The 25,844-nt window shown below is 64.8% G+C and carries 25 protein-coding genes; 13 read left to right on the forward strand and 12 right to left on the reverse strand.

The window, feature by feature from the left end:
• The first annotated feature begins 259 nt into the window (after positions 1-259).
• Complete coding sequence (locus U5798_RS09400) at positions 260-2,509, forward strand: hybrid sensor histidine kinase/response regulator (RefSeq protein WP_322081894.1); 2,250 nt, start codon at positions 260-262, stop codon at positions 2,507-2,509.
• Positions 2,510-2,568: 59 nt separating this feature from the next.
• Here U5798_RS09400 and U5798_RS09405 read toward each other — a convergent pair whose 3' ends face one another.
• Positions 2,569-3,123, reverse strand: coding sequence for an NADPH-dependent FMN reductase (locus U5798_RS09405; RefSeq protein ID WP_124450700.1), 555 nt, complete (start codon positions 3,121-3,123; stop codon positions 2,569-2,571).
• 365 nt (positions 3,124-3,488) lie between these two features.
• Here U5798_RS09405 and U5798_RS09410 point away from each other — a divergent pair, with 365 nt between their 5' ends.
• Together U5798_RS09410 and U5798_RS09415 are read left to right on the forward strand one after the other, a co-directional pair.
• Positions 3,489-4,088, forward strand: coding sequence for an RNA polymerase factor sigma-70 (locus U5798_RS09410; protein ID WP_124450698.1), 600 nt, complete (start codon positions 3,489-3,491; stop codon positions 4,086-4,088).
• Positions 4,066-4,281, forward strand: a complete 216-nt coding sequence (locus U5798_RS09415; RefSeq protein ID WP_322081878.1) for a zf-HC2 domain-containing protein — start codon at positions 4,066-4,068, stop codon at positions 4,279-4,281. The genes U5798_RS09410 and U5798_RS09415 overlap by 23 nt, the downstream gene beginning before the upstream one ends.
• 124 nt (positions 4,282-4,405) lie before the next feature.
• On the opposite strand, the gene arsC is transcribed toward U5798_RS09415, so the two are convergent.
• Positions 4,406-4,762 (reverse strand): arsenate reductase (glutaredoxin), encoded by a 357-nt coding sequence (arsC, locus tag U5798_RS09420; RefSeq protein WP_322081895.1) that lies wholly within the window; start codon positions 4,760-4,762, stop codon positions 4,406-4,408.
• 950 nt (positions 4,763-5,712) lie between these two features.
• Between arsC and parA the strand changes: the two genes are divergently transcribed.
• Positions 5,713-6,375 (forward strand): ParA family partition ATPase, encoded by a 663-nt coding sequence (parA, locus tag U5798_RS09425; protein ID WP_124450694.1) that lies wholly within the window; start codon positions 5,713-5,715, stop codon positions 6,373-6,375.
• Positions 6,376-6,398: 23 nt separating this feature from the next.
• Positions 6,399-7,460 (forward strand): ParB/RepB/Spo0J family partition protein, encoded by a 1,062-nt coding sequence (locus U5798_RS09430; RefSeq protein ID WP_322081879.1) that lies wholly within the window; start codon positions 6,399-6,401, stop codon positions 7,458-7,460.
• A gap of 91 nt (positions 7,461-7,551) precedes the next feature.
• Here the strand turns inward: U5798_RS09430 and U5798_RS09435 are convergent, their stop codons facing one another.
• Positions 7,552-8,919 carry a replication initiation protein gene (locus tag U5798_RS09435; RefSeq protein WP_006480193.1) on the reverse strand — a complete coding sequence of 456 codons (1,368 nt, stop codon included), beginning with the start codon at positions 8,917-8,919 and terminating at the stop codon, positions 7,552-7,554.
• 1,821 nt (positions 8,920-10,740) lie between these two features.
• On the opposite strand from U5798_RS09435, the gene U5798_RS09440 reads away from it, so the two are divergent.
• On the forward strand, positions 10,741-11,922 hold the full coding sequence (locus U5798_RS09440; RefSeq protein WP_124450690.1) for a DNA-binding protein: 1,182 nt from the start codon (positions 10,741-10,743) through the stop codon (positions 11,920-11,922).
• 137 nt (positions 11,923-12,059) lie between these two features.
• On the opposite strand, the gene U5798_RS09445 is transcribed toward U5798_RS09440, so the two are convergent.
• The 3 genes from U5798_RS09445 to U5798_RS09455 form a co-directional block, all read right to left on the reverse strand.
• Positions 12,060-13,079, reverse strand: a complete 1,020-nt coding sequence (locus U5798_RS09445; protein ID WP_124450688.1) for a tyrosine-type recombinase/integrase — start codon at positions 13,077-13,079, stop codon at positions 12,060-12,062.
• A gap of 102 nt (positions 13,080-13,181) precedes the next feature.
• Entirely contained in the window at positions 13,182-13,559 is a 378-nt protein-coding gene (locus U5798_RS09450; RefSeq protein ID WP_124450686.1) for a DUF2471 family protein, read from the reverse strand.
• 141 nt (positions 13,560-13,700) lie between these two features.
• On the reverse strand, positions 13,701-14,312 hold the full coding sequence (locus U5798_RS09455) for a helix-turn-helix domain-containing protein (protein WP_124450684.1): 612 nt from the start codon (positions 14,310-14,312) through the stop codon (positions 13,701-13,703).
• Between the two features lie 161 nt (positions 14,313-14,473).
• Here U5798_RS09455 and U5798_RS09460 point away from each other — a divergent pair, with 161 nt between their 5' ends.
• Both U5798_RS09460 and tdh read left to right on the forward strand, forming a co-directional pair.
• Positions 14,474-15,673, forward strand: coding sequence for a glycine C-acetyltransferase (locus tag U5798_RS09460; protein ID WP_124450682.1), 1,200 nt, complete (start codon positions 14,474-14,476; stop codon positions 15,671-15,673).
• Positions 15,674-15,686: 13 nt separating this feature from the next.
• Positions 15,687-16,715 carry an L-threonine 3-dehydrogenase gene (gene tdh, locus U5798_RS09465; protein WP_047902093.1) on the forward strand — a complete coding sequence of 343 codons (1,029 nt, stop codon included), beginning with the start codon at positions 15,687-15,689 and terminating at the stop codon, positions 16,713-16,715.
• Positions 16,716-17,088: 373 nt separating this feature from the next.
• Here the strand turns inward: tdh and U5798_RS09470 are convergent, their stop codons facing one another.
• Together U5798_RS09470 and U5798_RS09475 are read right to left on the reverse strand one after the other, a co-directional pair.
• Positions 17,089-17,505, reverse strand: coding sequence for a hypothetical protein (locus U5798_RS09470; protein WP_322081880.1), 417 nt, complete (start codon positions 17,503-17,505; stop codon positions 17,089-17,091).
• Complete coding sequence (locus tag U5798_RS09475; protein WP_322081881.1) at positions 17,502-18,140, reverse strand: GNAT family N-acetyltransferase; 639 nt, start codon at positions 18,138-18,140, stop codon at positions 17,502-17,504. Before U5798_RS09475 ends, U5798_RS09470 begins: the two co-directional genes overlap by 4 nt.
• A gap of 168 nt (positions 18,141-18,308) precedes the next feature.
• On the opposite strand from U5798_RS09475, the gene U5798_RS09480 reads away from it, so the two are divergent.
• The 3 genes from U5798_RS09480 (at position 18,309) to U5798_RS09490 (ending at position 19,814) form a co-directional block, all read left to right on the forward strand.
• Positions 18,309-18,914, forward strand: a complete 606-nt coding sequence (locus tag U5798_RS09480; protein ID WP_322081882.1) for a TetR/AcrR family transcriptional regulator — start codon at positions 18,309-18,311, stop codon at positions 18,912-18,914.
• A gap of 63 nt (positions 18,915-18,977) precedes the next feature.
• Positions 18,978-19,457, forward strand: a complete 480-nt coding sequence (locus tag U5798_RS09485; RefSeq protein ID WP_124450672.1) for a DUF1348 family protein — start codon at positions 18,978-18,980, stop codon at positions 19,455-19,457.
• A gap of 195 nt (positions 19,458-19,652) precedes the next feature.
• Complete coding sequence (locus U5798_RS09490; RefSeq protein ID WP_322081883.1) at positions 19,653-19,814, forward strand: hypothetical protein; 162 nt, start codon at positions 19,653-19,655, stop codon at positions 19,812-19,814.
• A gap of 38 nt (positions 19,815-19,852) precedes the next feature.
• On the opposite strand, the gene U5798_RS09495 is transcribed toward U5798_RS09490, so the two are convergent.
• The gene (locus U5798_RS09495; RefSeq protein WP_124450670.1) at positions 19,853-20,938 is read right to left on the reverse strand and encodes a tartrate dehydrogenase; all 1,086 of its coding nucleotides are present in this window, start codon (positions 20,936-20,938) and stop codon (positions 19,853-19,855) included.
• Between the two features lie 115 nt (positions 20,939-21,053).
• Between U5798_RS09495 and U5798_RS09500 the strand changes: the two genes are divergently transcribed.
• Positions 21,054-21,977: a LysR substrate-binding domain-containing protein gene (locus U5798_RS09500; protein ID WP_322081884.1), complete on the forward strand. Its 924-nt coding sequence runs from the start codon at positions 21,054-21,056 to the stop codon at positions 21,975-21,977.
• Positions 21,978-22,087: 110 nt separating this feature from the next.
• Here U5798_RS09500 and argC read toward each other — a convergent pair whose 3' ends face one another.
• Positions 22,088-23,029, reverse strand: coding sequence for an N-acetyl-gamma-glutamyl-phosphate reductase (argC, locus tag U5798_RS09505; protein WP_322081885.1), 942 nt, complete (start codon positions 23,027-23,029; stop codon positions 22,088-22,090).
• A 121-nt stretch (positions 23,030-23,150) separates the two neighbouring features.
• On the opposite strand from argC, the gene U5798_RS09510 reads away from it, so the two are divergent.
• On the forward strand, positions 23,151-24,029 hold the full coding sequence (locus tag U5798_RS09510) for a LysR family transcriptional regulator (protein WP_124450664.1): 879 nt from the start codon (positions 23,151-23,153) through the stop codon (positions 24,027-24,029).
• 43 nt (positions 24,030-24,072) lie between these two features.
• Here U5798_RS09510 and U5798_RS09515 read toward each other — a convergent pair whose 3' ends face one another.
• Positions 24,073-24,537: a signal peptide protein gene (locus U5798_RS09515; RefSeq protein WP_322081886.1), complete on the reverse strand. Its 465-nt coding sequence runs from the start codon at positions 24,535-24,537 to the stop codon at positions 24,073-24,075.
• A gap of 60 nt (positions 24,538-24,597) precedes the next feature.
• The gene (locus U5798_RS09520) at positions 24,598-25,815 is read right to left on the reverse strand and encodes a patatin-like phospholipase family protein (RefSeq protein ID WP_185658147.1); all 1,218 of its coding nucleotides are present in this window, start codon (positions 25,813-25,815) and stop codon (positions 24,598-24,600) included.
• Positions 25,816-25,844 lie beyond the last annotated feature (29 nt).

A 25,844-nucleotide genomic window follows, 5' to 3' on the forward strand; every position in this document is an offset into this window, starting at 1 on the left:
GGCGATGCAACTCGCCATTTTCACCATTTCGAACAGAATCGCTCCGATCGCGCGCCATTCCGGAAACAGTCCCGATTATTTTCGAGATAAGCACGCAAGATTTTTCCTTGTGTACGTTTGCGCTGCCGGATTCGTCGCGTTTTCAATCTGACATTCTCCCCCTGTCGGAACCGACAGGATCGCGTCGTTGCGGGGCTGCGCGGCGGGGCATCGCAACTCGTTTATGATGGCAGGCACCTCCGCTTCACCCTCTGCTTCGATGACGTCCGACCGGCCTGCCGACTCCCACGCTCCCGCCTCCCCGCCCGCCGACGACTGGCAGGACGACGGCAGCTACGCGTCCGGCGCACCCGAACACGATTTCGCGGTGCGCCGCGTGACGCTGATCGTGCTGCTCGTCGCGGCGATCGTGCTGCCGTGCATCTACGTGGTGGTGATGGCGTACAACGACCTGAAGACCCGCGAGGCCGCCGCGAGCGACGTGACGATGCGCACGGTGCGGGTCGCCGAGGAGCATGCGCTCAAGGTGTTCGACCTGAGCGAGACGCTCGATGCGCGCATCGTCGACCTCGTGCAGGACATGGACGACGCCACCGTGCGCAACAAGGAATCCGACATCCACGAAGCGCTGAACACGATCGGCGGCGGCTATCCGCAGGTGGCCGCCGTGTCGATCTTCGGCGCGAGCGGGATGCTGCTCGCCAACAGCCTCTACTACCCGGCGCCGTATGCGTCGATCGCGAACCGCGACGACTTCGCGGGCATCCGCGACGGCAAGGTCATCGAACACATCTCGCGGCTGATGATGGGGCCGCTCAAGCTCGAGAACATTCCGGTGTTCAACACGGGCGTCGCGCGCCGTCATAGCGACGGTTCGTTCGCCGGAATGGTGTCGATCGCGCTGAAGTCGTCGTATTTCAATGCGTTCTATCGCGACCTGCTCGGCGGTGCGAGCACGCCGATGACGATGGCGCTCGCGCGCTCGGACGGCGCGGTGATCGCGTCGTATCCGCCGCCGCCGTCGCTCGCGCACACCGATCGCTCGGTCACGTTCGGCAACGCGCGCAACGATGCGCGTGCAGGTGTCGTACGCGTACGCCACGAAGGCGCGAGCAGCGAGATCGTCGCGTACCGCCAGGTCGGCAGCTATCCCGTGTACGTGACCTGCTCGTACCGCACGTCGGCGATCTGGCATGAATGGTACGAACACCTGAGCGTGCTGTTCCTCTCGATGTTCGCGCCGTCGATCGCGCTGTGGTCGGTGATCTGGCTGTCGCTCAAGCGGCTGAAGGCGGAAGAGGAGGCATGGGATCGCTGGCAGGCCGAAGCATCGATGCGGCGTTCGATCGAGTCGGCATACCGGCAGTCGCGCAAGATGCAGGCGCTCGGCAATCTCGTCGGCAGCGTCGCGCACGACTTCAACAACCTGCTGATGATCATCTCGAGCAACGTGCAGATCGCGCGGCGGCGCGGCGTCCAGCATCTCGACAAGGAACTCGGCGCGATCGAACGCGCGCTGAAGAACGGGCAGTCGCTCACGCGCCAGCTGCTCGGCGTCGCGCGCAAGCAGCCGCTGCACAACGAGACGATCGACGTCGGCCAATGGGTCGGCACCTGCCGCGAACTGCTCAAGACGTCGCTCGGTTCGACGTCGTCGCTGGTCGTCGCGATCGAGCCCGGCGTCTGGCCGATCCGCGTCGACGTCGCGGAACTCGAGCTCGCGGTGATCAACCTCGCCGTCAACGCGCGCGATGCGATGGCGACGGGCGGGCGCTTCACGGTCGGTGCGCGCAACGTGACGCTGCGTCGCGAGGACGGCTTCCCGCTGACCGGCGATTTCGTACAGATCTCGCTCGACGATACGGGTTCGGGCATGGCGCCCGACGTGCTCGCGCGCGCCTTCGAACCGCTGTTCACGACGAAGGCGCAGGGGATGGGGACGGGGCTCGGCCTGCCGCAGGTGTTCGCGTTCTGCGAACGCTCGGGTGGCCTTGCGACGATCGACAGCGCGGTCGGCGCCGGCACGTCGGTGCGCCTCTATCTGCCGCGCGCACGTGCCGAGGACGTCGTCGCGCGGCCGCCGGCCGTCGCGCACGACGCAGGCACCGGCGCGCTCGCGGGCCTGCACGTGCTGCTCGTCGAGGACAACAGCGAAGTCGCGGCCGGCACGGAGGCGCTGCTGTCGCTGCTCGGACACCGCGTGACCTATGCGCCCACCGCCGACGACGCGTTGCGCCTGATCGAGGGCGCGGCCGCGAACGATGCGTTCGACCTCGTGATTTCGGATATCCACATGCCGGGCCGCCTGAACGGCATCGACCTCGCGGAAGCGGTCGACAAGCGGCCGGGGAAGCTGCCCGTGATTCTCGTCACGGGTTACGCGGAGGAGCTCGACCGCACCCGCACCGTCAACGTCCGCGTGCTGTCGAAGCCGTTCGACATCGCGCTGCTCGACGAGATCCTGCTGGGCATCCGCGACGCACGCGACGCGCGGCACGCCGGCGCGTGACCCGCGGCATGCGGGCCGGCGCCGGCGGCTGAACGGGCGTGACGCTCAGGCCGGCGTCATCAGGCGGATTTCAGCAGGCGCACCCAGCCCGCGTAGCGATCGACGAAGCCCTGCAGGAACTTGCGGGTGTCCTCGCTGACGATCTGGCCTTGATCGTCGATGCGTGCCGGATCATGCTTGATGAACATCTCGGGCTGGCCGAGCGTCTTCACGTCGAGGTACGCGAGCACGTTGCGCAGGTGCTGCTGTGCGAGCGCGGTGCCCACGGCGCCCGGCGACGTGCCGAGTACCGCGCCCGGCTTGCCCGACCACGAGTTGGAACCCCACGGGCGCGAGCCCCAGTCGAGCGCGTTCTTCAGCACGCCCGGAATCGACCGGTTGTACTCGGGCGTGACGAACAGCAGCGCGTCGGCGGCTTCGATCGACTGCTTGAAGCGCTTCGCGACTTCCGGGAAATCCGCGTCGTAGTCCTGGCTGTACAGCGGCAGTTCGCCGATCTCGACGAACTCGAACGAAAAATCGGCGGGGGCGAGCGAAATCACGGCGTGCGCGAGCGCACGGTTCGTCGAAGCACGGCGCAGGCTGCCGACGACGACCGCAATACGATAGGACATGGCATTCTCCTTCCGGTGAGTGAGGAATCGGATCGATTGCTTCCGAATGGGCGACAAAGGTCTGTTTATAGGCAAGCCAGCCCGCGAGCCGTCCCACGGGGCCGTCCGGCCGACTTTCCACAAGGTTTTCCACAGAAATTGTGGATAACTCGACCGTTATGTTCTGACGTTACAGATTGCCCGCCGCGCGGCGCCGTCGACGCGCGAGCCGGGGTTCGGCAAGCATAGCGCAGCGCGCCGGCCGGTTTCATGAAATCGTGACGGAACATGCGTTGCGGGCAGGCGGCGCGCCCAGTAAGCTGCTCGCACCACGATGCGCGCGCGGTGGCGCAGGCGCGATCGTTTCGAAACACCCCAATCCAGACATGCCGTCCGACTACGACGATCCCGTTTATCTCGCGCAACTGCGGCGCGACCTGCTGCGCTTCGCGCGACTCCAGCTCCGCGATGCCGACGCGGCCGAAGACGCCGTGCAGGAAGCCCTGACCGCCGCGTGGTCGCACGCAGGCGATTTTGCCGGGCTGTCGGCCCACAAGACCTGGGTGTTCGGCATCCTGCGCAACAAGCTGATCGACGTGCTGCGCGCGCGGCAGCGGACGGTCAACCTGTCCGCGCTCGACGCCGAACTCGACGGCGAATCGCTGCTCGATCGCGAACTGTTCAAGGAGAACGGGCACTGGGCCGCGCATGCGAAGCCGCGACCGTGGCCGAAGCCCGAGACGCTGTTGCAGCAGCAGCAGTTCTGGACGCTGTTCCAGGTCTGCCTCGACCACCTTCCGGAGCAGATCGGGCGCGTGTTCATGATGCGCGAATTTCTCGATGTCGAGATTCCGGACATCTGCAGCGAATTGACGCTGACGACGAATCATTGCAGCGTGCTGCTGTATCGGGCGCGCACGCGCCTGCGAACCTGCCTGAGCGAAAAAGGACTGACGACCGAAGATGCTGCCGGGGAAATGTACTGACATCACGCGACTGCTGTCGGATGCGCTCGACCGGCATCTGACACTGCACGAGCGACTGCAGGTGCGCGTGCATCTGCCGACCTGCAGCGGATGCAGAGCCTATCGCGGACAGATTTCGCTGTTGCGGACGGCCGCGAAAGCGGCGGCGGGGCAGGAACCGGACGACGGCGATGCGTCGTCCGGGGAGCGTTAAGACTCGGTTCGTGTTGCCGCTACCGTTCGCGTCGCGGGCGTCGGATTGCCCGGCGATCGCGCAGGCGGTGAATGCCGGTGCTTACGCCGGGCTGATGCAATAAGAAAAATACGGTGGGAAAGAATTATTCGAACAGCGCCTTCACCGATTCGGGCGGCCGGCCAATGGCTGCCTTGCCGCGATACACGACGATGGGCCGCTGCAGCAGAATCGGATGCGCGGCAATCGCGGCATAGGCGTCGGCGTCGGTCAGATCGGCGCGCGCCAGATCCAGCGCCTTGTACGGCTCCTCGCCGTCACGCAACATGTCACGGACCGGGCGGCCGAGTTGCCGATGCAGCGTTTCCAGTTCCTCGACCGTCGGCGGCGTCTTCAGGTACTCGACGACATTCAGCGGCGTGCCGGCGGCATTCAGCGACTCGACCAACGCAAGCGTCTCGCGCGACTTCGAGCATCGGGGGTTGTGGTAGATCGTGATCATCATTCAGGCCTGGATGGTAGAGCCCTGTATTGTAGCCAGTCTGGGATGGGGATTCGGAGGGACGCGGTCGCGTATGGATTCGTTGAATCGGCGGGGCGACGCATCGCGAACTGAAGGCTCGAAAGGGGAGTACGGTCCGGAAAGCGCGCGTCGACGAATGGATGTGTTTATGCGCATAAAGACGGGCGGTGCATTGTTGCGGGACGAGGGGGATGGATCTGCGAGCCAATTCCTCGTGACGGCCGCAGCGCTGAATGAGTGGTACGGGGGATAGCGTAAACCGATTGGTTTATGCGCATAAAGCCGGCGATCGTCGGGGGACATGTATCGCGATCCATGGCGGACCGTATGTCGATAACGCCACGGCACCGAGGGATCGCTGCATCGATACGCGGACTCGCCACAGCATCATCGTGCATCGGATTCACGTGGAGGCTGCACATGGCCCGTCGCTGCTCGCCATCGAGCGCCACCGGTTTATGCGCATAAACGTCGCGTCTGAACAGGACCTCACATCCGCGCATGCGCGTTCAACGACACGCAACACCGAAGCGCAATGCGGGGGGATGTACCCAAAGAAGGCCCTCGCTCGTGAATGCCCAGCTGTTGCAGCACAAGGTTGGCCGCTCGATCTCGGTCGAGTTTATGCGCACAAACTTACCGGCTTTCCCACACACCCACGCCATCCGTCGAAAGGGCAGTGCATACGGGATATCGCAGAGCGCGATCACTCACCCGACGACACCGCACGCGATGACACATCCATCCAGCATTCCATCGACGAAGCAAGGCATCCGCGACACCATCCAATCGAGTCACCGATCTCCTCAGGCTCGTTTATGCGCATAAACCGATAGCCCGAATGGCTAATGCGTAGTTGTCGAACGACAATTTCATTGAAATTCAAATATCGTCCTGTAGAATTCCAACGACCAAAACAGGAGTGAAAATTGGCCGCGGAAATCATTGCAGTCACTCAACAAAAAGGTGGCGTCGGCAAAAGCACGATTGCCATGCACCTCGGCGCCGCGTTCCATGAAAAAGGGAAGCGCGTCCTCGTCATCGACGCAGACCGTCAAAACACGCTGGTTCACTGGTCGAGCGCGGCCGGCGACAGCGAAAACGGCATCCCGTTTCCGGTCGTCAACCTTGCCGAAGCCGACGGCCAGATCCATCGCGAGATCAAGAAGTTCATCAACGACTACGACATCATCGTCGTGGACTGCCCGCCGTCGATCACCGAGAAGGTCTCCGGCGTCGTCCTGCTGGCCGCATCGATTGCCGTGATCCCGACTTCGTCGTCGCCGGCCGACTACTGGTCGAGCGTCGGGCTGGTCAAGCTGATCCAGCAGGCGCAGGTCATGAACGAAGACCTCCGCGCGGTCTTCCTGCTGAACAAGACCGAAGAGAAGCGCATGCTGACCCGCGAGCTGAAGCGCGCGCTCGAGGAGCTCGGCTTCCCGTTGCTGAAAACGCAGATCCCGACACGGGAAGCGTACAAGCAGGCGATGGCGCTCGGTCAGACCGTGCTGCAGATGAACGATCGCGGCGGCAAGCTGGCCGCCACCGAAATACGCGCATGTGCCGACGAAATCGTCGCCATGCTGCCCTGACTTTATGCGCATAAAGGAGTCACATGAAACCCTCCCAATTTGCCAAAGGATTCCAAGCGCGCCCGGATATCACGACGAGCGAGAAGCGCACGGCGCTCGACCGGCTCAATGCGATCGACGGCATCGTCAAGTCCGAGACACCCACGCCGACGCCGATCAAATCCGCCAAGAAAGACATCGCGCCGCCGCCCGCTCCGGAACTGACGATCGATCCGTCGATCGACGAGTCGCCGCAATATCGCGCGTGGCGCCTCGAGAATCGCTACGCGCCGGGCCAGGTGATCGAGCTGTCGCTGAAGGCGATCAAGCATAGCCCGTTCAACCCGCGGCACTTCTATCTGAAGTCGTCGATTGCCGAACTCGCGGTCAACCTTGCCAAGCAGGGGCAGCAGCAGGCCATCCACGTGATTCCGGATTACGACAACCCGGGCACGTATTTCGTCAGCGACGGCGGGCGCCGCGTGCGGGCGCTGAAGGAAGCGAACAAGGAGTCGGTCAAGGCGATCGTGATCGACGTGCCGATCGGCATCCAGAGCTACAAGCTCGGCTACGACCTGAACGTCCAGCGCGATTCGCAGACGGTGTTCGACAACGCCGTCGTGTGGCGTCGCTTCCTCGACGACAAGCATTTCCAGAGCCAGAAGGAGCTCTCCGAGCACCTCGGCCTCGACGAGTCGACGGTGGCCGTCGCGCTGTCGATCGGCAAGCTGCCGGAATCGATCATGCAGGAAATGGTCGCGCGCCCCGACCGCTTCGGTTCGAACATGGCGTATCAGGTCGGCCGCTATCACAACGCGCGCGGTACCGAGGCGACGCTGCGGCTGATCAACAAGATCGTGTCGGACGACCTGAGCACACGCCAGGTGTCGGACATCGTCAAGGGCCGCGTCGCAGCGCAGGAAACGCCGAAGGCTGCAGGCCGTCAGCGCTATGCGCAGCGTCTCGAGATCAAGCTCGGCGGTAAATCGGTCGGCGACCTGAAGTCGTATGGCGAAGATCGCATCGAATTGCGCCTGCGCGGCCTCCCGAAGGACAAGCGCGACGCGATTCTCGAGCAGCTCGAGCGGATGCTGTTGTCGGAGTGATGGAAACGGCCGGCAGGGCCTGGTGAGGACACCGGGCCCGCCCCACTAGGGGCAAGGCCGGCGGCGGCCCGTCAGCGGGCCTGAGCGGGCCTCAGGCGGCCCGCGACTGGTTCAGTGTGAACGACAGCAGGTCGCCGTCCGTCGGCTCGCCCCAGGTCTTCTGGGCCAGCCAGTCGAAAAAGGCCGTCTCGGCCAGCTTGGAATCGAGGCCGCGCTTGCGCCAGTCGTCGCGCAGATGCGAGCCCATCGTCGGCAGCGCCTCCGATTCGAACGACTCGCGCGCCACTTCGCGCTCCGCGTCGCCCTGCTCTTCGTAGAGCACCTTCGCTTCCTTGCGGCGGAACGCCGCGAACTCGCTCAGCAAGCGCGCCTTCAGATCGTCCGGCTGGGCCGCCGCGACCTTCGCGGACGGCGTGCCGGCAGGCAGCGCGTCGACCGACTCGACCGGCGGCGCATAGCCCTTCTTCAGCGCATCCTTGAACAACGCCGGCGCGCTGCGCACCGGCGGCAGCGTCGTGCTGCGCATCCGCTGTTCGGTCATCTGCAGGGCGGCGCGAATCCGGTTCTCCTCGCTGTCCGCATAGAGCGTCTGCGCTTCCTTCAGCGGGATCCCGAGCTTGACCATCCGGTCGACCAGCGTGCTGTCGAACACGTTCGGGTGTTCATCGAGCGCGAGCATCGGCTGCTTGCGTTCGGTCACGCGGAACTGGATCTCGGCCACCCGCCGCCCTTCGCGGTGCTCGATCAGCTCGACGAAGATGTTGGTGACCGCGTTGACTTCCGCGATCGCGGGACGCAGGTAGTCGCGCTTGAAGTACTTGTACTCGCGCTTCGCCTCGTCGCCGGCTTCCGTATCGGGCGTACCCGACAGGATCGGCCGCCACCATTCCCACGGCTCGCGCATCGTCAGGTGGCTCGGGTTCGTCAGGTAGCGCACGCAGATCTCGTACAGCGCGAGACCGGCGCTGCTGCGCAGCTGGCTCTGGAACTGCAGGCTCAGGCGCGCGTACTGGACCGGGTCGAGCAGCTTCTTCTTGATCTTCGGTGCGAACGAGAATTCGACCCACACGCGGCGGGTCGTCGGATCCTCGAGAATTTCCGCGTCGGCGATCAGCGTCGAGATCCCCCACTTGCGGCCAGGCTTCTGGCTCGACGTCCCCGTGCTCCATTCGACCTGCACCGACACCATGCGGCGCAGGTGTTCCTTCACCAGCGCGGTGTCGTTCGAATCGAAAGCGGAGTTGGCGACGATGTCCGACAGCAGCGCGCGATACGTGTCGCCCGAGTCGTCGGCCTGCTGCGCGACGGCCAGCAGGACATTGAACAGCTTGCGAGTGAGGAGCGTGATCTTGCCGCTTTTCGGCTGAATGGCAATCGCCTCGACGGCCTTGCGCAATTCGGCTGAACTGGCACTCACCACATCCACATCGGTTTTCTTGGCGCGCTTCGTCGTGGCCATACGTCGGGTCGGAGGTGAAGTTTCCCGGAAGGATAGCGCCTGCGGTGATGTGCGTCCAGAACGACATGCTCACCATAGCCGGTGAAGCGCGCATGCAAAACGGCGCTCACCCCAACCACTCCCGAAAACCCTCACCGGTCCGCCATTGCAGCGTTCCGGACTCTTCCAGACGTGCCGCGGGATGCGCGGATTCACAGAATTTCACCTGTGCACGACACGTGCGGAATTCGCTCCCGTATCGGCTCACCTTTGAATTTGTCGTAATTTTGCGACTGCACGGCCGTGCGTTTTGCACAGGGTCGCGATTGTCCGTCGCTGTGCGTCCCCGATCGCTCACGGGCGCCTGTATGCATGTACAGGCACGGTTCGCGGAGGGACAGGGATCGGGTCAGACGTTCGAAAAGACACCGCCGAAACCGGCCCGTACGGCCCGACCGGACCTGATTTGCAGGCCTGGGCGCGCATTGTACAGCGCACCAATAGGATCAGGTCCCGAAAATACTCACCTTGAGCACAGCAAGTTCTTTCGTCCGGATGCCGACGAATGCCCGGCACGCGCGGGATTGGCTGGCAACGCCTCCCGAAAACGCTCACCTTTCGGAAAAAATGCTGTGCCGCAACGGGCACGGAAATGGCTCCCGAAAAACCTCACCGTAACCGCCACAGTATCAAAAACCTCAATGCGTTCCGATACTTATGCTCAGAAGGCATTTGGCTGTGCATCATGGACATCCCCCGAAAAGCCTCACCTTTAGACGGGAATCCTTCATACGACAACGGTATGTCGCCCCCCGAAAAATCTCACCTGTGCCAAAAAGTGGCACAGCAAAAACGAGATTTCTTCCAGTCCTGGCGGGCTTTTCGGCGAATCCGGCCGATCACAGGTCCCGAAAAGCCTCACCTTTGACCATTTTTCGGGCAAATTCCATTCCCGAAAAGCCTCACCTGTGGGCACGTACAAAGCCTGTGATCCATGCCCCGAAAAAGCTCACCTTAGTGGGATCAGGGCAGGAAAACCCGGATTTCCCTCCCGAAAAACCTCACCTTTAGGGCATCACAGGCCCCTGTGCGCACTTTTGCTGTGCAAAATGGCGCTCGCGTCCCGGAAATCCTCACAGCAAAATCCCGCGGAGTCCCGTGAAACCTCACCTTTCGCCAAAACTGCCCAAAAGATGGGCAGAATCGGGGCGCGAAGAAGGTCCCGCAAGTTCTCACCTGTGTCTGCACAGGCAGAAAACTGTGCAGACAGGCATAGCGCGGGTTCCGTGGCTGTGTGGCCCCGAAAACCCTCACCTTTGGGAAATCTCGTGTTTCACTGTGATCCCGAATCCGCTCACGATCTTTCCTGCAACGGCTCACGCTGCTCCCTGAACCCCATCACGTCAGCTCCCGCAGAAGATCACCTTGGCTCCCGTAAAACTTCACCTTGTCGGCCGGAAAGCCTTGCTACGTAAGGCTGTGCCGTGGCGTTAACGTTTTTAACTAAGGGTTCAAGGGTGTTTACTTCTAATACTCTCAAGACATCGGCTGACGAGTTTTCCACAGACACCCCAACCCCTGAACACCCACAGGCAACGGGATCCGTTGTCATGTGAAACAAACGCCGAAATTCGGGGTCTGCAAGAAAACGCTTGTAAGACAAAGACTTGGCTGACTTTCTTCGCTTTGTTTCACGGAATCCTTGAGCACAGTCGACCAGATCGGCTCACAGATCCGATTTCTGTGCGAAGCGACGTAAATTCACCACGTCCGCACAAAACAAGTATCAAGAAATACGTATTTCGTTATGATTGCCACATTTCAATGTCTGTGAGCACTGTCATGACCCTGGACGAAATGCGCCAAGTCATTCGCGACGAACTGGAATCGCTGCGTGCCAGCGGTGCACGCCGTCAGGAATTGTCGCTGCATGCCTGCAAGCGTTTGTTCTTCGATCTCGGCATCCGTCCGTCGGCCGCCAACGTTCGCGATCTCACCCAGACCGGCAGCGCCAGCGACATTCCGAAAGATATCGACCATTTCTGGGAGCGCATCCGTTCCGCGTCCAAGATCCGGCTCGACGGAGCAGCCATCCCGAAGGCCGTCGAGGAAAAAGCCGGCGCCTTGCTCGGTGCACTCTATGAAGAAGCACTGAAAGCAGCTCGCGACAGTCTCGATAGCGATCGCGAACAGGTTCGGGCCAGCGTGGCCGACGCCGAGCAGCGGTTGCGCGACGCAACCGTCCGCCAGGAAACGCTCGAAGCGGCGCTCGCCCGCGGCGAAACCCGAAACGAACAGCTGCAGGCCCGCGTGACCGAACTCGAGGTTCAACTCGCGTCTCAATCGACACACGGTTCGGCAAGCGAAGCGACGTTACTCACCACAGTCGCCCGACTGGAGAAGGAACTCGCCGCGGCAGCGGCCCGTATCGACACCGAGCAGGCGCAAAACGCGACGCTTCGCGACCGCATCGATGCATTGCAAGCTGAATTGCAGCAACGCACGGAGCACTACGCGCAGCAAATCAAGGACGCCGTGGCCGAAGCCGAGCGCCGCGTGAAACCGATGCTGGTCGAGCTGGATTCGTTGCGCAGCATGGCGTCGACCTACCAGAGTGGCTTGCGCGACGTTCAGCGCAAGGAATTCGATTTCCTGCAGCAATTGAGTTCGGCCAAGGCCCGCGCGGATCGGCTCGAAGAACAGTTGCGTACGCAGGGCGATGAACTGGAACGTGCGACGCGCGACGTGAGTTCGTTACGTGCGAGCCGAGGGATGAATCCGGAAATCGCTGCGCTGATCCGGCGCCTGGCCGATGCCGGGCAACTGGATGCGGAAGCGTTTTCCGCGATCGGTACCGCGCTGGATCACGATATTCCGGTGCCGGCCCGGTGCCCGCATTGCGATGGGGAGCCGGAACTGTCGCACGGTGACGAAGGATTTGAAGTGGCGTGCCCGGAATGCGAACACGCTTCGGGCGCGTGGCCGTCGCGGTTCGAAGCCGTCGCGCGCTTTGCGCATTCCTGACCCGGAGATCGGCGGCACCCGCACAGGTGAGACGATTCGGGACGCTTGAGGTGAGGTTTTTCGGGAGCTGTGGAACGGTGAGGCTGCGCCACGCAAGGCTGCTCACGGATGGTATCGCGTGAGCAGCCGCATCAGGATCAGTGAGTTTCGTCGCTGTCGGTCGCGTCACCGTTGTGGTCGGCCAAGCCATCGCGCCAGTTCTTCCACGCGCGATGCAGGCGGTTCGACGAGATCGGCCGCATGAAGCCCAGCCATTTGCCGACGCGCTCGGGCGGCACGTCATGTTCGAACAGCTCGGCCGCATAGGTATTGCGCAGCGTTTGCGGGCTCGCGCGTGCGGTGCGCGACGACGTGAGCCCGGCCGATTCGACGATCGCGTCGATCGCGCGCAGCATTGTGGCCTTGTGCATCGGCCGCCCGGCATGCGATGCGGGGAATACGAGTTCTCCCGGGATCTCCTGGCGCTTGCGCTCGGTCAGCCATGCTTCGAGCAGCGCGATTGCAAACGAGGCCAGATGGGTTTCGCGCGCGTAATCCGGATGCGTCGACTCGATCTGCAATGACGTGCCGGTCGTATTGATGCAACTAATGGTGAGGGCACGCGCTTCGCCGGTCTTGATGCCGGCACCGAGAAACGCGGCAACGAGCGCGCGGTCGCGCCGCTCTTTCCAGTACGCGGAACCCGATACGCCGATCGGTGAGAACAGATAGGCGAGCAACGTCGCGCGTTCGGCCGGCGTGAGGAAACCGGTCGGCTCGTTGTCGCGTGCCTGGCGCCAGTTCGCTTCGCCATCCTGAGCAATGAAACGGGCCGGGTTGGTCGATGCGTATTCGGTACGCCGGATGTGATCGAGCACACGCTCGATCAGCCGCAAATAGCGCATGCGCTGCGTCTTCTTGATCGGCAGTTCGCCGACGAAGTTTGCAATGGTGGCCGTGTCGACCGTGGCCAGATTCTTCTGATGCGCACGCATCCACGCGAGAAAGGCGCCCCATTGCGCGCGATAGACGTCGGCTGACGAACGGCGATAGTCCTGCATCGCGAGCCACGCGTCGAACGCGGTTTCGGGTGAGAGGATCCAGTCGGACGCACCGCGGTCGAACAGATCCTTTTCTTCCGGGCGTGCAGCGGTGTCGGGAGAGGCGGGAAGGGACATGGTGTTAATTCCGTTAGTTGCGTATATGGTAGCCCTTTCCGCAACATGTCGGGCAGCAAGGGACTGAACCGGCCGCCGTGCGCCGCGGCCGGAGCCTGGCCGTCAGTCGCCCCACGCCTTGGACTGACGGTGAGCGCGCTCGCGGGGTGCCGTGCCGTGCGACGTTGCCGCGGCCTCGTACGCGAGGACCGCGAACGAAAAGACGGCGGGCAGCGCATTCGAGCGCCCGAAGTCGATCGGATCGTCCGTTTCGGGAAACGTCATGTCCGACGGCCGTTCGAATAATTGACGCATGCCGGCGTCGTGCCGGCTGGCAAAGCCGAGATCGGCGAGCGCCTCGGCTTCGATCGCGTGCAGCAGGCGCCACGTGAGCGGCACGCGCTGGCGGATGTAGCGCCCGGCGATATGCCGGACGATCAGCTCGAGATCATGCGCGGCAGCCTTGAAGCTGAGCGCGGCCAAATCTTGTTCTTCTGTCATTGCAGGCTCCTGTCGACCGGGACGGGCGCCTCGGTGCGCCGGCTCCGGCCCGTGCATGGCGGAATGTCCGTATACTGTACAAACATACAGTATTTTCCGCAACTGGCCTGCGATTGACCTTTCGGCCGACTATCCGCGTCGTCAGCGATGGATCACGATCAGCAATGCACGCGCTTCGGCCTTGCCGGGGTTGCGGATCGCATGCGGCTCGTCGGCCGGGTAGCGTGCCGTGTCGCCCGCCTTCAGGCGCCGGCTGGCCGCTGCGGCCTCGATTTCCATCGCGCCCTGCAGCACGGTGAGGTGCTCGCGCGTGCCGGGTTCGTGCGCGTTCGACACCAGTGCGCCGCCGCCCGGCAGCGTCAGTTCGTACCACTCGAACTTGCCGGCGAGGTCGATCGGGCCCCATACGCGCAACTGGTACCGGCCGTCGTGGCCGGCGAGTGTCGGGATGTCGTGCGGGCCGTCCACCCGGATCGTCTCGGGCGCCTTCGGCTGCGAGAACAGCTCGTCGAGCGTGATGCCGAGCGCATTCGTCAGCCGCCACGCAACGGCGATCGTCGGGTTGGCCTTGTCGCGTTCGATCTCGGAGAGCATCGATTTCGATACGCCGGCCGCGCGCGACAGGTCGTCGAGCGTCAGCTTGCGCTCGTTGCGCAGCCGCTGGATCTGCTCGCCCACACGCGGCGGCGTGATGGCCGGCGGCTGCGGCGCGGCGCCGGCAGGCGTGCGCCGCGGCCCGGAGGAACTTGCCATTTGGATTCCGTTCGCTTAGAGTTGTTCGATATTTCGAATTCTAGTTCGGAATATCGGATAAACGCGGTCAACCGAACGACCGACTATAACAGTAGCAGGCCGTTGCGCCGCCGCCACGAGCGGTGCGCCGCGGAATGCGAATCCCTGTCAGGAGCTTTGCGATGCGTGATGCCTTTCTCGCCCAGGTGCGCGGGACGCTCGACCAGATCCGCGCGGACGGTTTTTACAAGACCGAGCGCGAGATCGCGAGTCCCCAGGCGGCAGCCGTGCGGCTCGCCGGCGGTGCCGGCGTGCTCAATTTCTGCGCGAACAACTATCTGGGTCTGGCGAACGATTCGCGCCTGATCGCGGCGGCGAAGGCCGGCCTCGACCAGGACGGCTTCGGCATGGCATCGGTCCGCTTCATCTGCGGCACGCAAACCGTCCACAAGCAACTGGAAAGCGCGCTGGCCGCGTTTCTCGGCACCGAGGACAGCATCCTCTATTCGAGCTGCTTCGACGCGAACGGCGGGCTGTTCGAGACGCTGCTCGACGAGAACGACGCGATCATCAGCGACGAGCTGAACCATGCGAGCATCATCGACGGTATTCGCCTCTGCAAGGCGAAGCGCTTCCGCTACAAGAACAACGACCTGGCCGACCTCGAGGCGAAGCTCAAGGAAGCCGACGCGGCCGGCGCGCGCCACAAGCTGATCGCGACCGACGGCGTGTTCTCGATGGACGGCATCATCGCCGACCTGAAAGGCATCTGCGATCTCGCCGATCGCTACGGCGCGCTCGTGATGGTCGACGATTCGCATGCGGTCGGCTTCATCGGCACGCACGGTCGCGGCACGCCGGAGTACTGCGGCGTCGAAGGCCGCGTCGACATCATCACGGGCACGCTCGGGAAGGCGCTCGGCGGTGCATCGGGCGGCTATGTCGCCGCGCGTCGCGAGGTGATCGAGCTGCTGCGCCAGCGCTCGCGCCCGTACCTGTTCTCGAACACGCTCACGCCGAGCATCGCCGCGGCATCGCTGAAGGTGCTGGAACTGCTCGGCAGCGACGAAGGCGCGAAGCTGCGCGAGCGCGTGCGCGAGAACGGCGCGCGGTTCCGCCAGCAGATGACCGAAGCGGGCTTCACGCTCGTGCCCGGCGCACACCCGATCATTCCGGTGATGCTCGGCGACGCGCAGCTCGCGACGAACATGGCCGACAAGCTGCTCGGCGAAGGCGTCTACGTGATCGGCTTCTCGTTCCCCGTCGTGCCGCGCGGCCGCGCGCGCATCCGCACGCAGATGAGCGCCGCGCATACGCCCGAGCAGATCGACCAGACGGTCGCCGCGTTCGTGCGCGTCGGCAAGTCGCTCGGCATCATCTGACGGAGGCGCGACCATGAAAGCACTGGCAAAGCTCGAACGCGGCCCCGGCCTGACGCTCACGCGCGTGAAGCGTCCCGAAGTCGGCCACAACGACGTGCTGATCAAGATCCGCCGCACGGCGATCTGCGGCACCGACATCCATATCTGGAAGTGGGACGACTGGGCGCAGAAGACGATTCCCGTGCCGATGCACGTCGGTCACGAATATGTCGGCGAGATCGTCGAGATGGGGCAGGAAGTGCGCGGCTTCGCGATCGGCGATCGCGTGTCCGGCGAAGGCCACATCACGTGCGGTTTCTGCCGTAACTGCCGCGCGGGGCGCCGGCATCTGTGCCGCAACACGGTCGGTGTCGGTGTGAACCGCGAAGGCGCGTTCGCCGAGTATCTGGCGATCCCGGCGTTCAACGCGTTCAAGATTCCGCCGGAGATCTCCGACGATCTCGCGTCGATCTTCGATCCGTTCGGCAACGCGACGCACACGGCGCTGTCGTTCAACCTCGTCGGCGAGGACGTGCTGATCACCGGCGCGGGCCCGATCGGCATCATGGCCGTCGCGATCGCGAAGCACGTCGGCGCGCGCAACGTCGTGATCACCGACATCAACGACTACCGGCTCGAGCTCGCGCGCAAGATGGGCGCGACGCGCGCGGTCAACGTCGCACGCGAGTCGCTGCGCGACGTGATGGCCGACCTGCACATGACCGAAGGCTTCGACGTCGGTCTCGAGATGTCGGGTGTGCCGAGCGCGTTCACGAGCATGCTCGAGGCGATGAACCATGGCGGCAAGGTCGCGCTGCTCGGCATCCCGCCCGCGCAGACGGCGATCGACTGGAACCAGGTGATCTTCAAGGGCCTCGAGATCAAGGGCATCTACGGCCGCGAGATGTTCGAGACCTGGTACAAGATGGTCGCGATGCTGCAGAGCGGCCTCGACCTGTCGCCGATCATCACGCATCGCTTCGCGGCCGACGATTACGAGAAAGGCTTCGCCGCGATGCTGTCCGGCGAAAGCGGCAAGGTGATTCTCGACTGGACGGCCTGAGTCGAGTGTCGAGGCGGGGCAGCGCGGCATGTTGGCCGCCTGCCCCGCTTTCGTTTACGTGCGTACCGTCGCACCGAAGCGCGTGATTCAACGCTTGAGGTGAGAATATTCGGGAGATGTGTTTGTGCGCCGAATCGCGACGCGATTCGGCATCGGTGAATTGCAAGCGCACGTTCGCTTCACCTGTCTGCCTCCGCTTCGCTTAGTCCCTTCCACGCCCTTCCACATGAGTTGCTACTTCGCTGGCCGGGTGATCGTTCGCGACGCACCGCATGCGGCGCCGAACCGAACCGGAACATCAACCGTGAGCCCGCAAACCTCGTTGCGACTCACTCATGCGCATGGCGCACGGCGTCCAACGGTGCGCAGATCACTACTTGCTCCGTTCACCCTTCATCCATCGCGGTTCGAGCTGAAGATTCAACACGACTAGCCAGCGCTTTGGGCATTGAGGCGCAATGTCGACCGGATCGCCATGCGTGCCGGGAATCGTGATGAACCCGTGCTGCGCCGCATACTGATACGCACGCAATGCATCGGCCTGCAGCCAGAAGCTGACGAGCGCACACGTCACGAAGCGGAACAGCAGCACCGTCGCGGCGTCCGGCGCGAATCCGGCCGCAACCAGCAGGCTTTCGAACGCGAACGCAAGCGCCTGCGCGACCGCGATCGTGACGATCGTCAGCTTCATCACGCCGCGCAGCCGCAGAGCGGCACGCACGCGGGCATGCCAGGCGTCGAGCCGGGTGCGATCGTCGCCGTCGTCGCGCTTCGGCACCTCGTGTCTCATGTCGCCGCACCGGCTTGCCGTGCGACCTCGATCTGCATCGTGCCGACCGCGCGCATGCGGTCGTTCGCGATGCTGACGGCCTTGCACAGGATCGCGCTGTCGTAGTTGTGCCCCGGAAAACGCATCACGTCGACCGGCTGAAATCCTTCGCGACGATAGAAATCGATGAGCCGAACCGCCGCATGCGGCGCGTCGAGCGCCAGGTGCGTCGCGCCGCGCGCGGCGGCCCGATGCTGTGCGAACGCGAGCAGTGAACGACCGATGCCGCGGTCCTGCCAGACGGGATCGACGGCCAGCTGGCCGAGCGTCGCGACGCGCCGGCTGCGATACGGATCGCAGCGGGAGTCGGGATCGTGCGACTGCAGCGTCATCGTCGCGACCAGATGCGCGTTGCCGAGCGCGACGAAGCACTCGCCGGTGAGCATGCGTTCGCGCGTCGCCGACGCCGGCTGATCGACGCCCGGGCAATTGAAGCCCAGTGCGCCGAGCGGCGCGAACGCGCGATGCAGCAGCGCGGTCAGTGCGTCGTACGAATCGCTGCGCGGATCGAAGCGCCGCACGACGACGCGGCCGTCGAGCCGCTTCGCATAAGCCGCATAGGCGCGCGCGGGGCGCGCGGATTCCGGTCGCTGCATGATGTCCTTGTGCCCAGACAGGGTGACCGAAGTGTAGTGAGCGTCCCGTATCGGCTTCAAGAAAAAATGTCGTAAACGCGCGCCGCCAGGCCGCGCATCAGCCCTCTCACCGACAGGGCCTTTCACATGGGTATTGACGACGGAGAACGATCGTTCTACCGTAAACCCATGAATACACCTCACGACTCCTCCGGCGAACCGGGCGTTCGCGACCGGCTGCTCGACGCGGCCGAAGCGCTGATCTATTCGGGCGGCATCCATGCAACGGGTGTCGATGCGATCGTCAAGCGCTCCGGCGCGGCACGAAAGAGCTTTTATTCGCATTTCGAATCGAAAGAGGCGCTGGTGGTCGCCGCGCTCGAGCGTCGCGACGAACGCTGGATGCGCTGGTTCGTCGACGCCACGCTGGCGCGCGGCAAGGCGCCGCGCACGCAGCTGCTCGGCATGTTCGACGTGTTGCGCGACTGGTTCGGGCAGCCCGATTTTCACGGCTGCGCGTTCCTGAACGCATCGGGCGAGATCCCCGATGCCGACGATCCCGTGCGTGTCGTCGCGCGCGAACACAAGGCACGGTTGCTGGCGTTCGTGCGCGAGCGCTTCGATGCGTATGCCGACGAAGCCGGCATCGAGCGTCGCGGGCTTGCGCGCATCGCACGCCAGTGGCTCGTGCTGATCGACGGCGCGATCGGCGTGGCGCTCGTCAGCGGCGATGCAAACGCCGCGCGCGATGCGCGCGCGACGGCCGAACTGCTGCTCGATACCGTGTCGCGGTAGGCGACGCAGCGAATCCGAACCGGCTGCGTTCGTTCGCGGCCAGAACCTGAACAGGAGCAACTCATGTCCGATTCCCCCGAAGTCCGCCCGCCCGTTCCGCCCTTCACGCTCGAAACGGCGCGCCAGAAGGTGCGCGCCGCCGAGGACGGGTGGAACACGCGCGACCCGCAGCGCGTGTCGCTCGCCTATACGCCGCAGAGCCGGTGGCGCAATCGTGCCGAGTTCGTGACGGGCCGCGACGAGATCGTCGGGCTGCTGCAGCGCAAGTGGGCGCGCGAACTCGACTACCGTCTGATCAAGGAGCTGTGGGCGTTCGACGGCAATCGCATCGCGGTGCGCTTTGCGTACGAATGGCACGACGATGCGGGCAACTGGTTCCGCTCGTACGGCAACGAGAACTGGGAGTTCGACGAGAACGGCCTGATGGCGCATCGTCACGCGAGCATCAATGATCTGCCGATTCGCGAGGCCGACCGTCTTTATCACTGGCCGCTCGGTCGTCGTCCGGACGATCATCCGGGGCTGTCCGACCTCGGGCTGTGAGGTTCACGTCGATTCAGCGGAGCGGCGAACGCATCACCGCGGTCCAATGGTGAGGAAATTCGGGAGTTGCTACGCTGAGGTGAGATTTTTCGGGACGCGATGAAATGTCGTGTCGGCCTGTGTGCTTCGAGCAGGTCGACGCGGCATCGCACGGGTAAAGCACGCATGTCGACATGCAGCGGTGTGCTTCGTCGCGTGATGCATCTCACCGATCGCATTGGTGAAGCGTCGACGATCGGTGTGCGCGCGCGTGACGTGCATCTCACCGATCGGATCGACTTCACCATGCAGGCCGCCGAGGAATCTGCACGAGTGCGCAAACGCGTCGTGCGTTGCTCACCGCCGAGCGATTCATGAAGTGATGCCCGGCGCGCGCCGGGCATCACCCTCGCGCTTCAGCCCGCGATCCGCGCGGCGACCGCCTCGCCCACTTCCTGCGTGCCTGCGTTGCCGCCGAGATCGCGCGTATGCGGCCCTGTGCGCAGCACGTCCTCGATCGCGGCGATCATCGTGTCGTGCGCTTCACGTTCGCGGCCCGCGCCGTTGCCGAGGAAGTCGAGCATCATCGCCGCCGACCAGATCATCGCGACCGGGTTCGCGATGTATTGCCCCGCGATGTCGGGTGCCGAACCGTGCACGGGCTCGAACAGCGACGGGAACGTGCGGTCGGGGTTCAGGTTCGCCGACGGCGCGATGCCGATCGTGCCCGTGCAGGCCGGCCCGAGATCCGACAGGATGTCGCCGAACAGGTTCGACGCGACGACGACGTCGAAGCGGTCCGGCTGCAGCACGAAGCGCGCGCACAGGATGTCGATGTGCTGCTTGTCGACGGCGATCTCCGGATAGCGTTCGGCCATGTCGGCCGCACGCGCATCCCACCACGGCATGCTGATCGCGATGCCGTTGCTCTTCGTCGCGACGGTGACACGCTTCGCGCGCCGCTGTGCGAGCTCGAACGCGAATTTCAGCACGCGCTCGGTGCCGTGCCGCGTGAAGATCGACTGCTGCATCACGACTTCGCGCTCGGTGCCCTCGAACATCGTGCCGCCCACCGACGAATATTCGCCCTCGGTGTTCTCGCGCACGATCATGAAGTCGATGTCGCCCGCGCGGCGGCCGGCGAGCGGCGATGGCACGCCGTCGAACAGGCGCGCGGGCCGCAGGTTGATGTACTGGTCGAATTCGCGGCGGAATTTCAGCAGCGAGCCCCACAGCGAGATGTGATCGGGCACCGTCGCGGGCCAGCCGACCGCGCCGAACAGGATCGCGTCCATGCCCGACAGCTGCGCCTTCCAGTCGTCCGGCATCATCTTGCCGTGCTGCGCGTAGTAGTCGCAGCTCGCCCAGTCGATCTCGACGAAATCGAAGCGGATGCCGAAGCGCGCGGTCACGGCGGCGAGCGCGCGCAGGCCCTCGGGCATCACTTCGCGGCCGATGCCGTCGCCGGGGATCACGGCAATCCTGTAGGTCTTGTCGGTCATGCAAATCTCCTTGGCTGGTTGGCCGGCTGCGGGGAGGCAACGGCCTGTCACGCCATTCTATTTATTTCCATCTGGATTAGAATCGCACGAAAGGTTAATCGACTTTCCACGAATCGTGAATAAATCGCCGAATCTCGACGACCTGCGCGTGTTCAGCCTGGTCGTCCGCCTGACGAGCTTCAGCGCGGCCGCCGAGCAGCTCGCGGTGTCGCCCGCGTACGTCAGCAAGCGCATCGCGCTGCTCGAGGCGCAGCTCGGGACGCGCCTGCTGCATCGCTCGACGCGCCGCGTCACCGTCACGGAGGCCGGCGAACGCGTGTTCGCGCGTGCCGAGAAGATTCTCGACGACGTCGATCATCTCGTCGAGGACGTGTCGACCACCCGCACGGTGCCGCGCGGCACGCTGCGCATCTCCAGCAGCTTCGGCTTCGGCCGGCACGTCGTCGCGCCGGCGCTGCTCGACTTCATTGCGCGCTACCCGCAACTGAACGTGCGGCTCGATCTGTTCGACCGGCTCGTCGACGTCGCGGGCGAAGGCTACGACCTCGACGTGCGCATCGGCGACGAGATCGCCGATCATCTGATCGCGCGCCGCCTCGCCGCGAACCATCGCGTGCTCTGCGCGTCGCCCGACTATCTCGCACGACGCGGCACGCCGCGCTCGCTCGCGGATCTTGCTTCGCACGATTGTCTTGCAATCAAGGAGCGCGACCATCCGTTCGGTGTATGGCGGCTGAACGTGCGCGGCGAGACGGTCACGGTGAAGGTCGGCGGCGCGCTGTCGACGAACCATGGCGAGGTGGCCGTGCAATGGGCACTGGCCGGACGCGGGATCGTGTTGCGTTCGATCTGGGAGGCTGCGCCGCTGATCGAGCGCGGTGAACTGTGCCGCGTGCTGCCGGACGCGATCCAGCCCGCGAACATCTGGGCCGTATATCCGGAGCGCGTCGCGGCGTCGGCGAAGGTGCGCGTGTGCGTGGACTTTCTGGCGGAGACGCTCGCCGCCTCGAATGCCGCAGCGGCTGACGATACGGCCTGAATTCGGCTAAAGGTGAGCTTTTGCGGGAGGCGTGCGCAGGCACCGACGCAGCGCTGGATGCGACGCCGATCCGCTTGCCGGACCGGACTCCGACGATGCCTGCGGAAGACTCACGCCACGCTCGACGCACCGAGCATCAGGTCGAGATTCTGCACGGCTGCGCCCGATGCGCCTTTGCCGAGATTGTCGAACACGGCGGACAGCAGCACCTGGCCGCGCGCTTCGTTGACGAACACGCCGAGCCGCAGGTCATTGGTGCCGTTCAGCGCTTGCGGATCGAGATGCGTGATCGCGTGCGCGTCGGCAAGCGGCGTGACGTCGACGTGACGCGCGACGGCGTAATGGTGCGCGAGACAGGCATGCAGTTGCTCACCGGTCACGCCGGCCGCAAGCAGGCGCAGCTCGATCGGTATGGTGAGCACGATGCCCTGTCGATAGGCACCGTAGGCCGGCACGAAGAACGGGCGGTGCGCGAGCCCGGCGTGCAGCGCGATCTCGGGGGCATGCTTGTGCTCGAGTGCGAGGCCGTACACCTGCAGCGGCAGCGCGCGCGCGTCGGCGTCAGCCGATTCGAATGCATCGACGGCCGCCCTTCCGCCCCCCGAGTAGCCGGAGATCGCATGGATGCTCACCGGGTAGTCGCGCGGCAGCAGGCCGGCTTGTTGCAGCGGGCGAAGCAGGCCGATCGCACCCGTCGGGTAGCAGCCCGGATTGGTGACGCGCTTCGCGTGCGCGATATTCTGCGCGTGTCCGTCGGCCATCTCGGGAAAGCCGTAGACCCATTCGGGCTGCGTGCGATGAGCGGAACTCGCATCGATCACGCGCACCGCCGGGTTCCGGATGAAGCCGACCGCTTCGCGCGCGGCCGCATCGGGCAGGCACAGGATCGCGATATCGCATGCGTTGAGCGCGTCGGCACGTCGTGCGGGGTCCTTGCGTTCGGCTGCCGGAAGCGTGAGCACCCGCACGTCGGTGCGCTCGCGCAGGCGCTCGTGAATCAGCAGCCCGGTCGTGCCCTGGTCGCCGTCGATGAAGACAGTGGGGAAGCTCATGATGGTCGTGTTCCTCGCGTTCGGTCGTCGGGGGAAAGCCGTATCGTCCGCCGGCGCATAGAATAGGAAAAGTTGAATTTACTGACCATCCGATTCAGCTTTCCTGAACGAGAGGTGTTTGATGCGCGAGATCAGTCTCGACCGCCTGCGTACGCTGGTCGCGATCGCGGACCACGGATCCTTTGTCGCGGCGGCGCAATGGCTGCATCTCGCACCGCCGACCGTCAGTCTTCATATTGCCGAACTGGAAAGTCGCGTCGGCGCGCCGCTGCTGTCCCGCACGCGCGGAAACGTGCGGCCGTCGACGATCGGTGAAGTGCTGGTCGAACGGGCGCGACGCCTGCTGGCCGAGGTCGAATCCACGCTCGACGACGTGCAGCGGCAGGTGCAGGGGTTGACCGGACGGGTGCGCCTCGGCGCGTCGACCGGTGCGATCGCACACCTGCTGCCGCAGGCGGTGGCGCGGCTGCGCGAACAGCATCCGGATATCGATGTGCAGATCGCGGTGCTCACGTCGCAGGACACGCTGGCGCGCATTGCGCAGGGCACGCTCGACGTCGGGCTGGTCGCGCTGCCGCAGGCGCCGGTCGCGGGGCTGTCGATCCGCGCATGGCGGCGCGATCCGGTGATGGCCTTCCTGCCCGCCGACTGGCGGCTTCCGGCACGCGTGACGCCGGCCTATCTGGCTGCGCGCCCGCTGATTCTCAACGACGCGACGACGCGCCTGTCACGGCTCACGACGGAATGGTTCGCGCTCGGCGGCCACCGGCCCGAGCCGCGGATCGAGCTCAACTACAACGATGCGATCAAGAGCCTGGTCGCCGCAGGCTACGGTGCGACGCTGCTGCCGCACGAGGCCGGTGCGCCGCTGCCGGATGCGCGCATCGTCATGCGGCCGCTACGCCCGGCGTTGTGGCGCGAGCTGGGTATTGCCCATCGCGCCGGCCCGGTCGAACGGGCGACGCAGCACGTGCTCGATGCGCTGCTCGGCGCGCGATAGCGGATCGCGGCGCGGCGGCCCGTGCGGGTCGGACGCGCGTCGTTCAGAGCCGGTTGTCCTTCGCGAGCGTGAGCACGCGCGCCCAGCGCTGCGCATCGCGCTTGTCGGTCATCGGCAGCTTCCATTCGCTGGGTACGGCGTCGCGCACGCGCACGACGAGATGCCAGCGGCCGCCGATCGGCGCGGCCTGGCAGCCGTCGAGCTGCGACAGCGTATAGCGGCCGTCTGCGCCGTCATGCGACAGCCACAGCAGCCCTTGCGTCGCGGAAAGCCGCAACTCGCCCCACGCGCGATGCACGATGTGCGTCCAGCCGTCTTCCTTCGTATTCGGTGCGATGTCGCGGCGGCGCTTGATCCACCACGCGACCAGTGCGATCGCGATGGCGGCGGCGAGCACGGCGGCCGCGATCGCGACCGGCTGGCCGAACTGCGCGGCGATGACGTGAAACAGGTGAACCGCGCCCCATCCAATTGCGATGAGCGCGAATAGCGCAATGAAAATCGGCATGTCGAATCGGAAAAGAGAACGGCCCGGCGCATGCATCGCGCCGGGCCGCCGGACACGGCATTACCGGCGGCGGTGAATGTCGTGCGTGACGAAGCCCGCGTCGTTGTTGGGCAGCGCGAGGCCGTCCTTCACTGCGAGCGTCTTGCGGATGTCGTCGAGACCCGCGGACCAGTGGTCGCGCATCGTCGACAGACCGAACTGATAGTCCTTGTAGTGGTGCTCGTACGCCTTCTGCTGGTAGATCAGGTGCTGGATGTTGTACTTCTTCCCGCTCGACATCGCATCAGCCTCGACGCACCACGGGTCGTTCTTGCGCTGCTCTTCCGGCACCTGTTCGAGCACGTGGCGCAGCACGTTGCGGTAGCGCTGTTCGCGCTGCAGCGTGTCGGTGACGAAACGCGTGCGGCTCGAATACTGCACGTCCTTCGTGCGCTCGGCCACGTCGGCCATCGTGCGCGGCAGCGGCCCGCGCGCGCTCCACAGATCGACCTGGAACGCGAGCGTGTCGCGGCGCGGCCGGGCGCGGAGCACTTCCATCAGCGGCGTATTCGACACGACACCGCCGTCCCAGTAGTACTCGCCGTCGATCTCGACGGGCGGGAACGCGGGCGGCAACGCACCGGACGCCATGAAATGCTCGGGCTCGAGACGGATGCGCGAGTTGTCGAAGTACACGAAGTTGCCGGTACCGACGTTGACCGCGCCGACCGACACGCGCGTCTCGCCCGAATTGATCCGGTCGAAGTCGCACAGCCTCAGCAGCGTCGCGCGCAGTTGCGACGTGTCGTACCAGCTGATCTTTTCCGGATGATCGGCCACGCCCGGCAGCGGCGGCGGAAAGCGCGGCACGAAGAATCCTTGCTGGCCCTGCATCATCGCGCTGGCTGCCTGCGACGCGGTGAAGAACGTGCGGACCTGGTCGATGCTGTTGAACAGCGCGAATTCGAACGCGGCCGGAATCGCGGGAAAGAACGCCGGCTGGCAGATCGTTTCCCAGAATTCGCGCAGGCGCTCGACGCGATGCTCGGGCGCATTGCCGGCGATCAGCGCGGTGTTGAGCGCGCCGATCGAGATGCCCGCGATCCAGTCGAGCGGAACGCCCGCCTCGTGCAGCCCTTCGAACACGCCGGCCTGATACGCGCCGAGCGCGCCGCCGCCCTGCAGGACGAGCGCGATCGTTTCGTACGGCAGCGACCGCGCGGGGGCCGGTGCGCCGGCTTCGTGTTGCAGGTCCGCCGCATCGACGGCCTGCTTTTCGGTGCGGGCGTGCGGCTTCATTGCATGAACCAGCCGTGGCTGACGATGAA

The sequence above is a fragment of the Burkholderia sp. BCC1972 genome (assembly GCF_905339605.1).
Lineage (GTDB): Bacteria > Pseudomonadota > Gammaproteobacteria > Burkholderiales > Burkholderiaceae > Burkholderia.

Bases quoted from the DNA above. Each gene is read 5' to 3' on its own strand.
- U5798_RS09400 (WP_322081894.1), top strand. From the start codon at position 260: ATGACGTCCGACCGGCCTGCCGACTCCCACGCTCCCGCCTCCCCGCCC.
- U5798_RS09405 (WP_124450700.1), bottom strand. From the start codon at position 3,123: ATGTCCTATCGTATTGCGGTCGTCGTCGGCAGCCTGCGCCGTGCTTCG.
- U5798_RS09410 (WP_124450698.1), top strand. From the start codon at position 3,489: ATGCCGTCCGACTACGACGATCCCGTTTATCTCGCGCAACTGCGGCGC.
- U5798_RS09415 (WP_322081878.1), top strand. From the start codon at position 4,066: ATGCTGCCGGGGAAATGTACTGACATCACGCGACTGCTGTCGGATGCG.
- arsC (WP_322081895.1), bottom strand. From the start codon at position 4,762: ATGATCACGATCTACCACAACCCCCGATGCTCGAAGTCGCGCGAGACG.
- U5798_RS09430 (WP_322081879.1), top strand. From the start codon at position 6,399: ATGAAACCCTCCCAATTTGCCAAAGGATTCCAAGCGCGCCCGGATATC.
- U5798_RS09435 (WP_006480193.1), bottom strand. From the start codon at position 8,919: ATGGCCACGACGAAGCGCGCCAAGAAAACCGATGTGGATGTGGTGAGT.
- U5798_RS09440 (WP_124450690.1), top strand. From the start codon at position 10,741: ATGACCCTGGACGAAATGCGCCAAGTCATTCGCGACGAACTGGAATCG.
- U5798_RS09445 (WP_124450688.1), bottom strand. From the start codon at position 13,079: ATGTCCCTTCCCGCCTCTCCCGACACCGCTGCACGCCCGGAAGAAAAG.
- U5798_RS09450 (WP_124450686.1), bottom strand. From the start codon at position 13,559: ATGACAGAAGAACAAGATTTGGCCGCGCTCAGCTTCAAGGCTGCCGCG.
- U5798_RS09455 (WP_124450684.1), bottom strand. From the start codon at position 14,312: ATGGCAAGTTCCTCCGGGCCGCGGCGCACGCCTGCCGGCGCCGCGCCG.
- U5798_RS09460 (WP_124450682.1), top strand. From the start codon at position 14,474: ATGCGTGATGCCTTTCTCGCCCAGGTGCGCGGGACGCTCGACCAGATC.
- tdh (WP_047902093.1), top strand. From the start codon at position 15,687: ATGAAAGCACTGGCAAAGCTCGAACGCGGCCCCGGCCTGACGCTCACG.
- U5798_RS09470 (WP_322081880.1), bottom strand. From the start codon at position 17,505: ATGAGACACGAGGTGCCGAAGCGCGACGACGGCGACGATCGCACCCGG.
- U5798_RS09475 (WP_322081881.1), bottom strand. From the start codon at position 18,140: ATGCAGCGACCGGAATCCGCGCGCCCCGCGCGCGCCTATGCGGCTTAT.
- U5798_RS09480 (WP_322081882.1), top strand. From the start codon at position 18,309: ATGAATACACCTCACGACTCCTCCGGCGAACCGGGCGTTCGCGACCGG.
- U5798_RS09485 (WP_124450672.1), top strand. From the start codon at position 18,978: ATGTCCGATTCCCCCGAAGTCCGCCCGCCCGTTCCGCCCTTCACGCTC.
- U5798_RS09495 (WP_124450670.1), bottom strand. From the start codon at position 20,938: ATGACCGACAAGACCTACAGGATTGCCGTGATCCCCGGCGACGGCATC.
- argC (WP_322081885.1), bottom strand. From the start codon at position 23,029: ATGAGCTTCCCCACTGTCTTCATCGACGGCGACCAGGGCACGACCGGG.
- U5798_RS09510 (WP_124450664.1), top strand. From the start codon at position 23,151: ATGCGCGAGATCAGTCTCGACCGCCTGCGTACGCTGGTCGCGATCGCG.
- U5798_RS09515 (WP_322081886.1), bottom strand. From the start codon at position 24,537: ATGCCGATTTTCATTGCGCTATTCGCGCTCATCGCAATTGGATGGGGC.
- U5798_RS09520 (WP_185658147.1), bottom strand. From the start codon at position 25,815: ATGAAGCCGCACGCCCGCACCGAAAAGCAGGCCGTCGATGCGGCGGAC.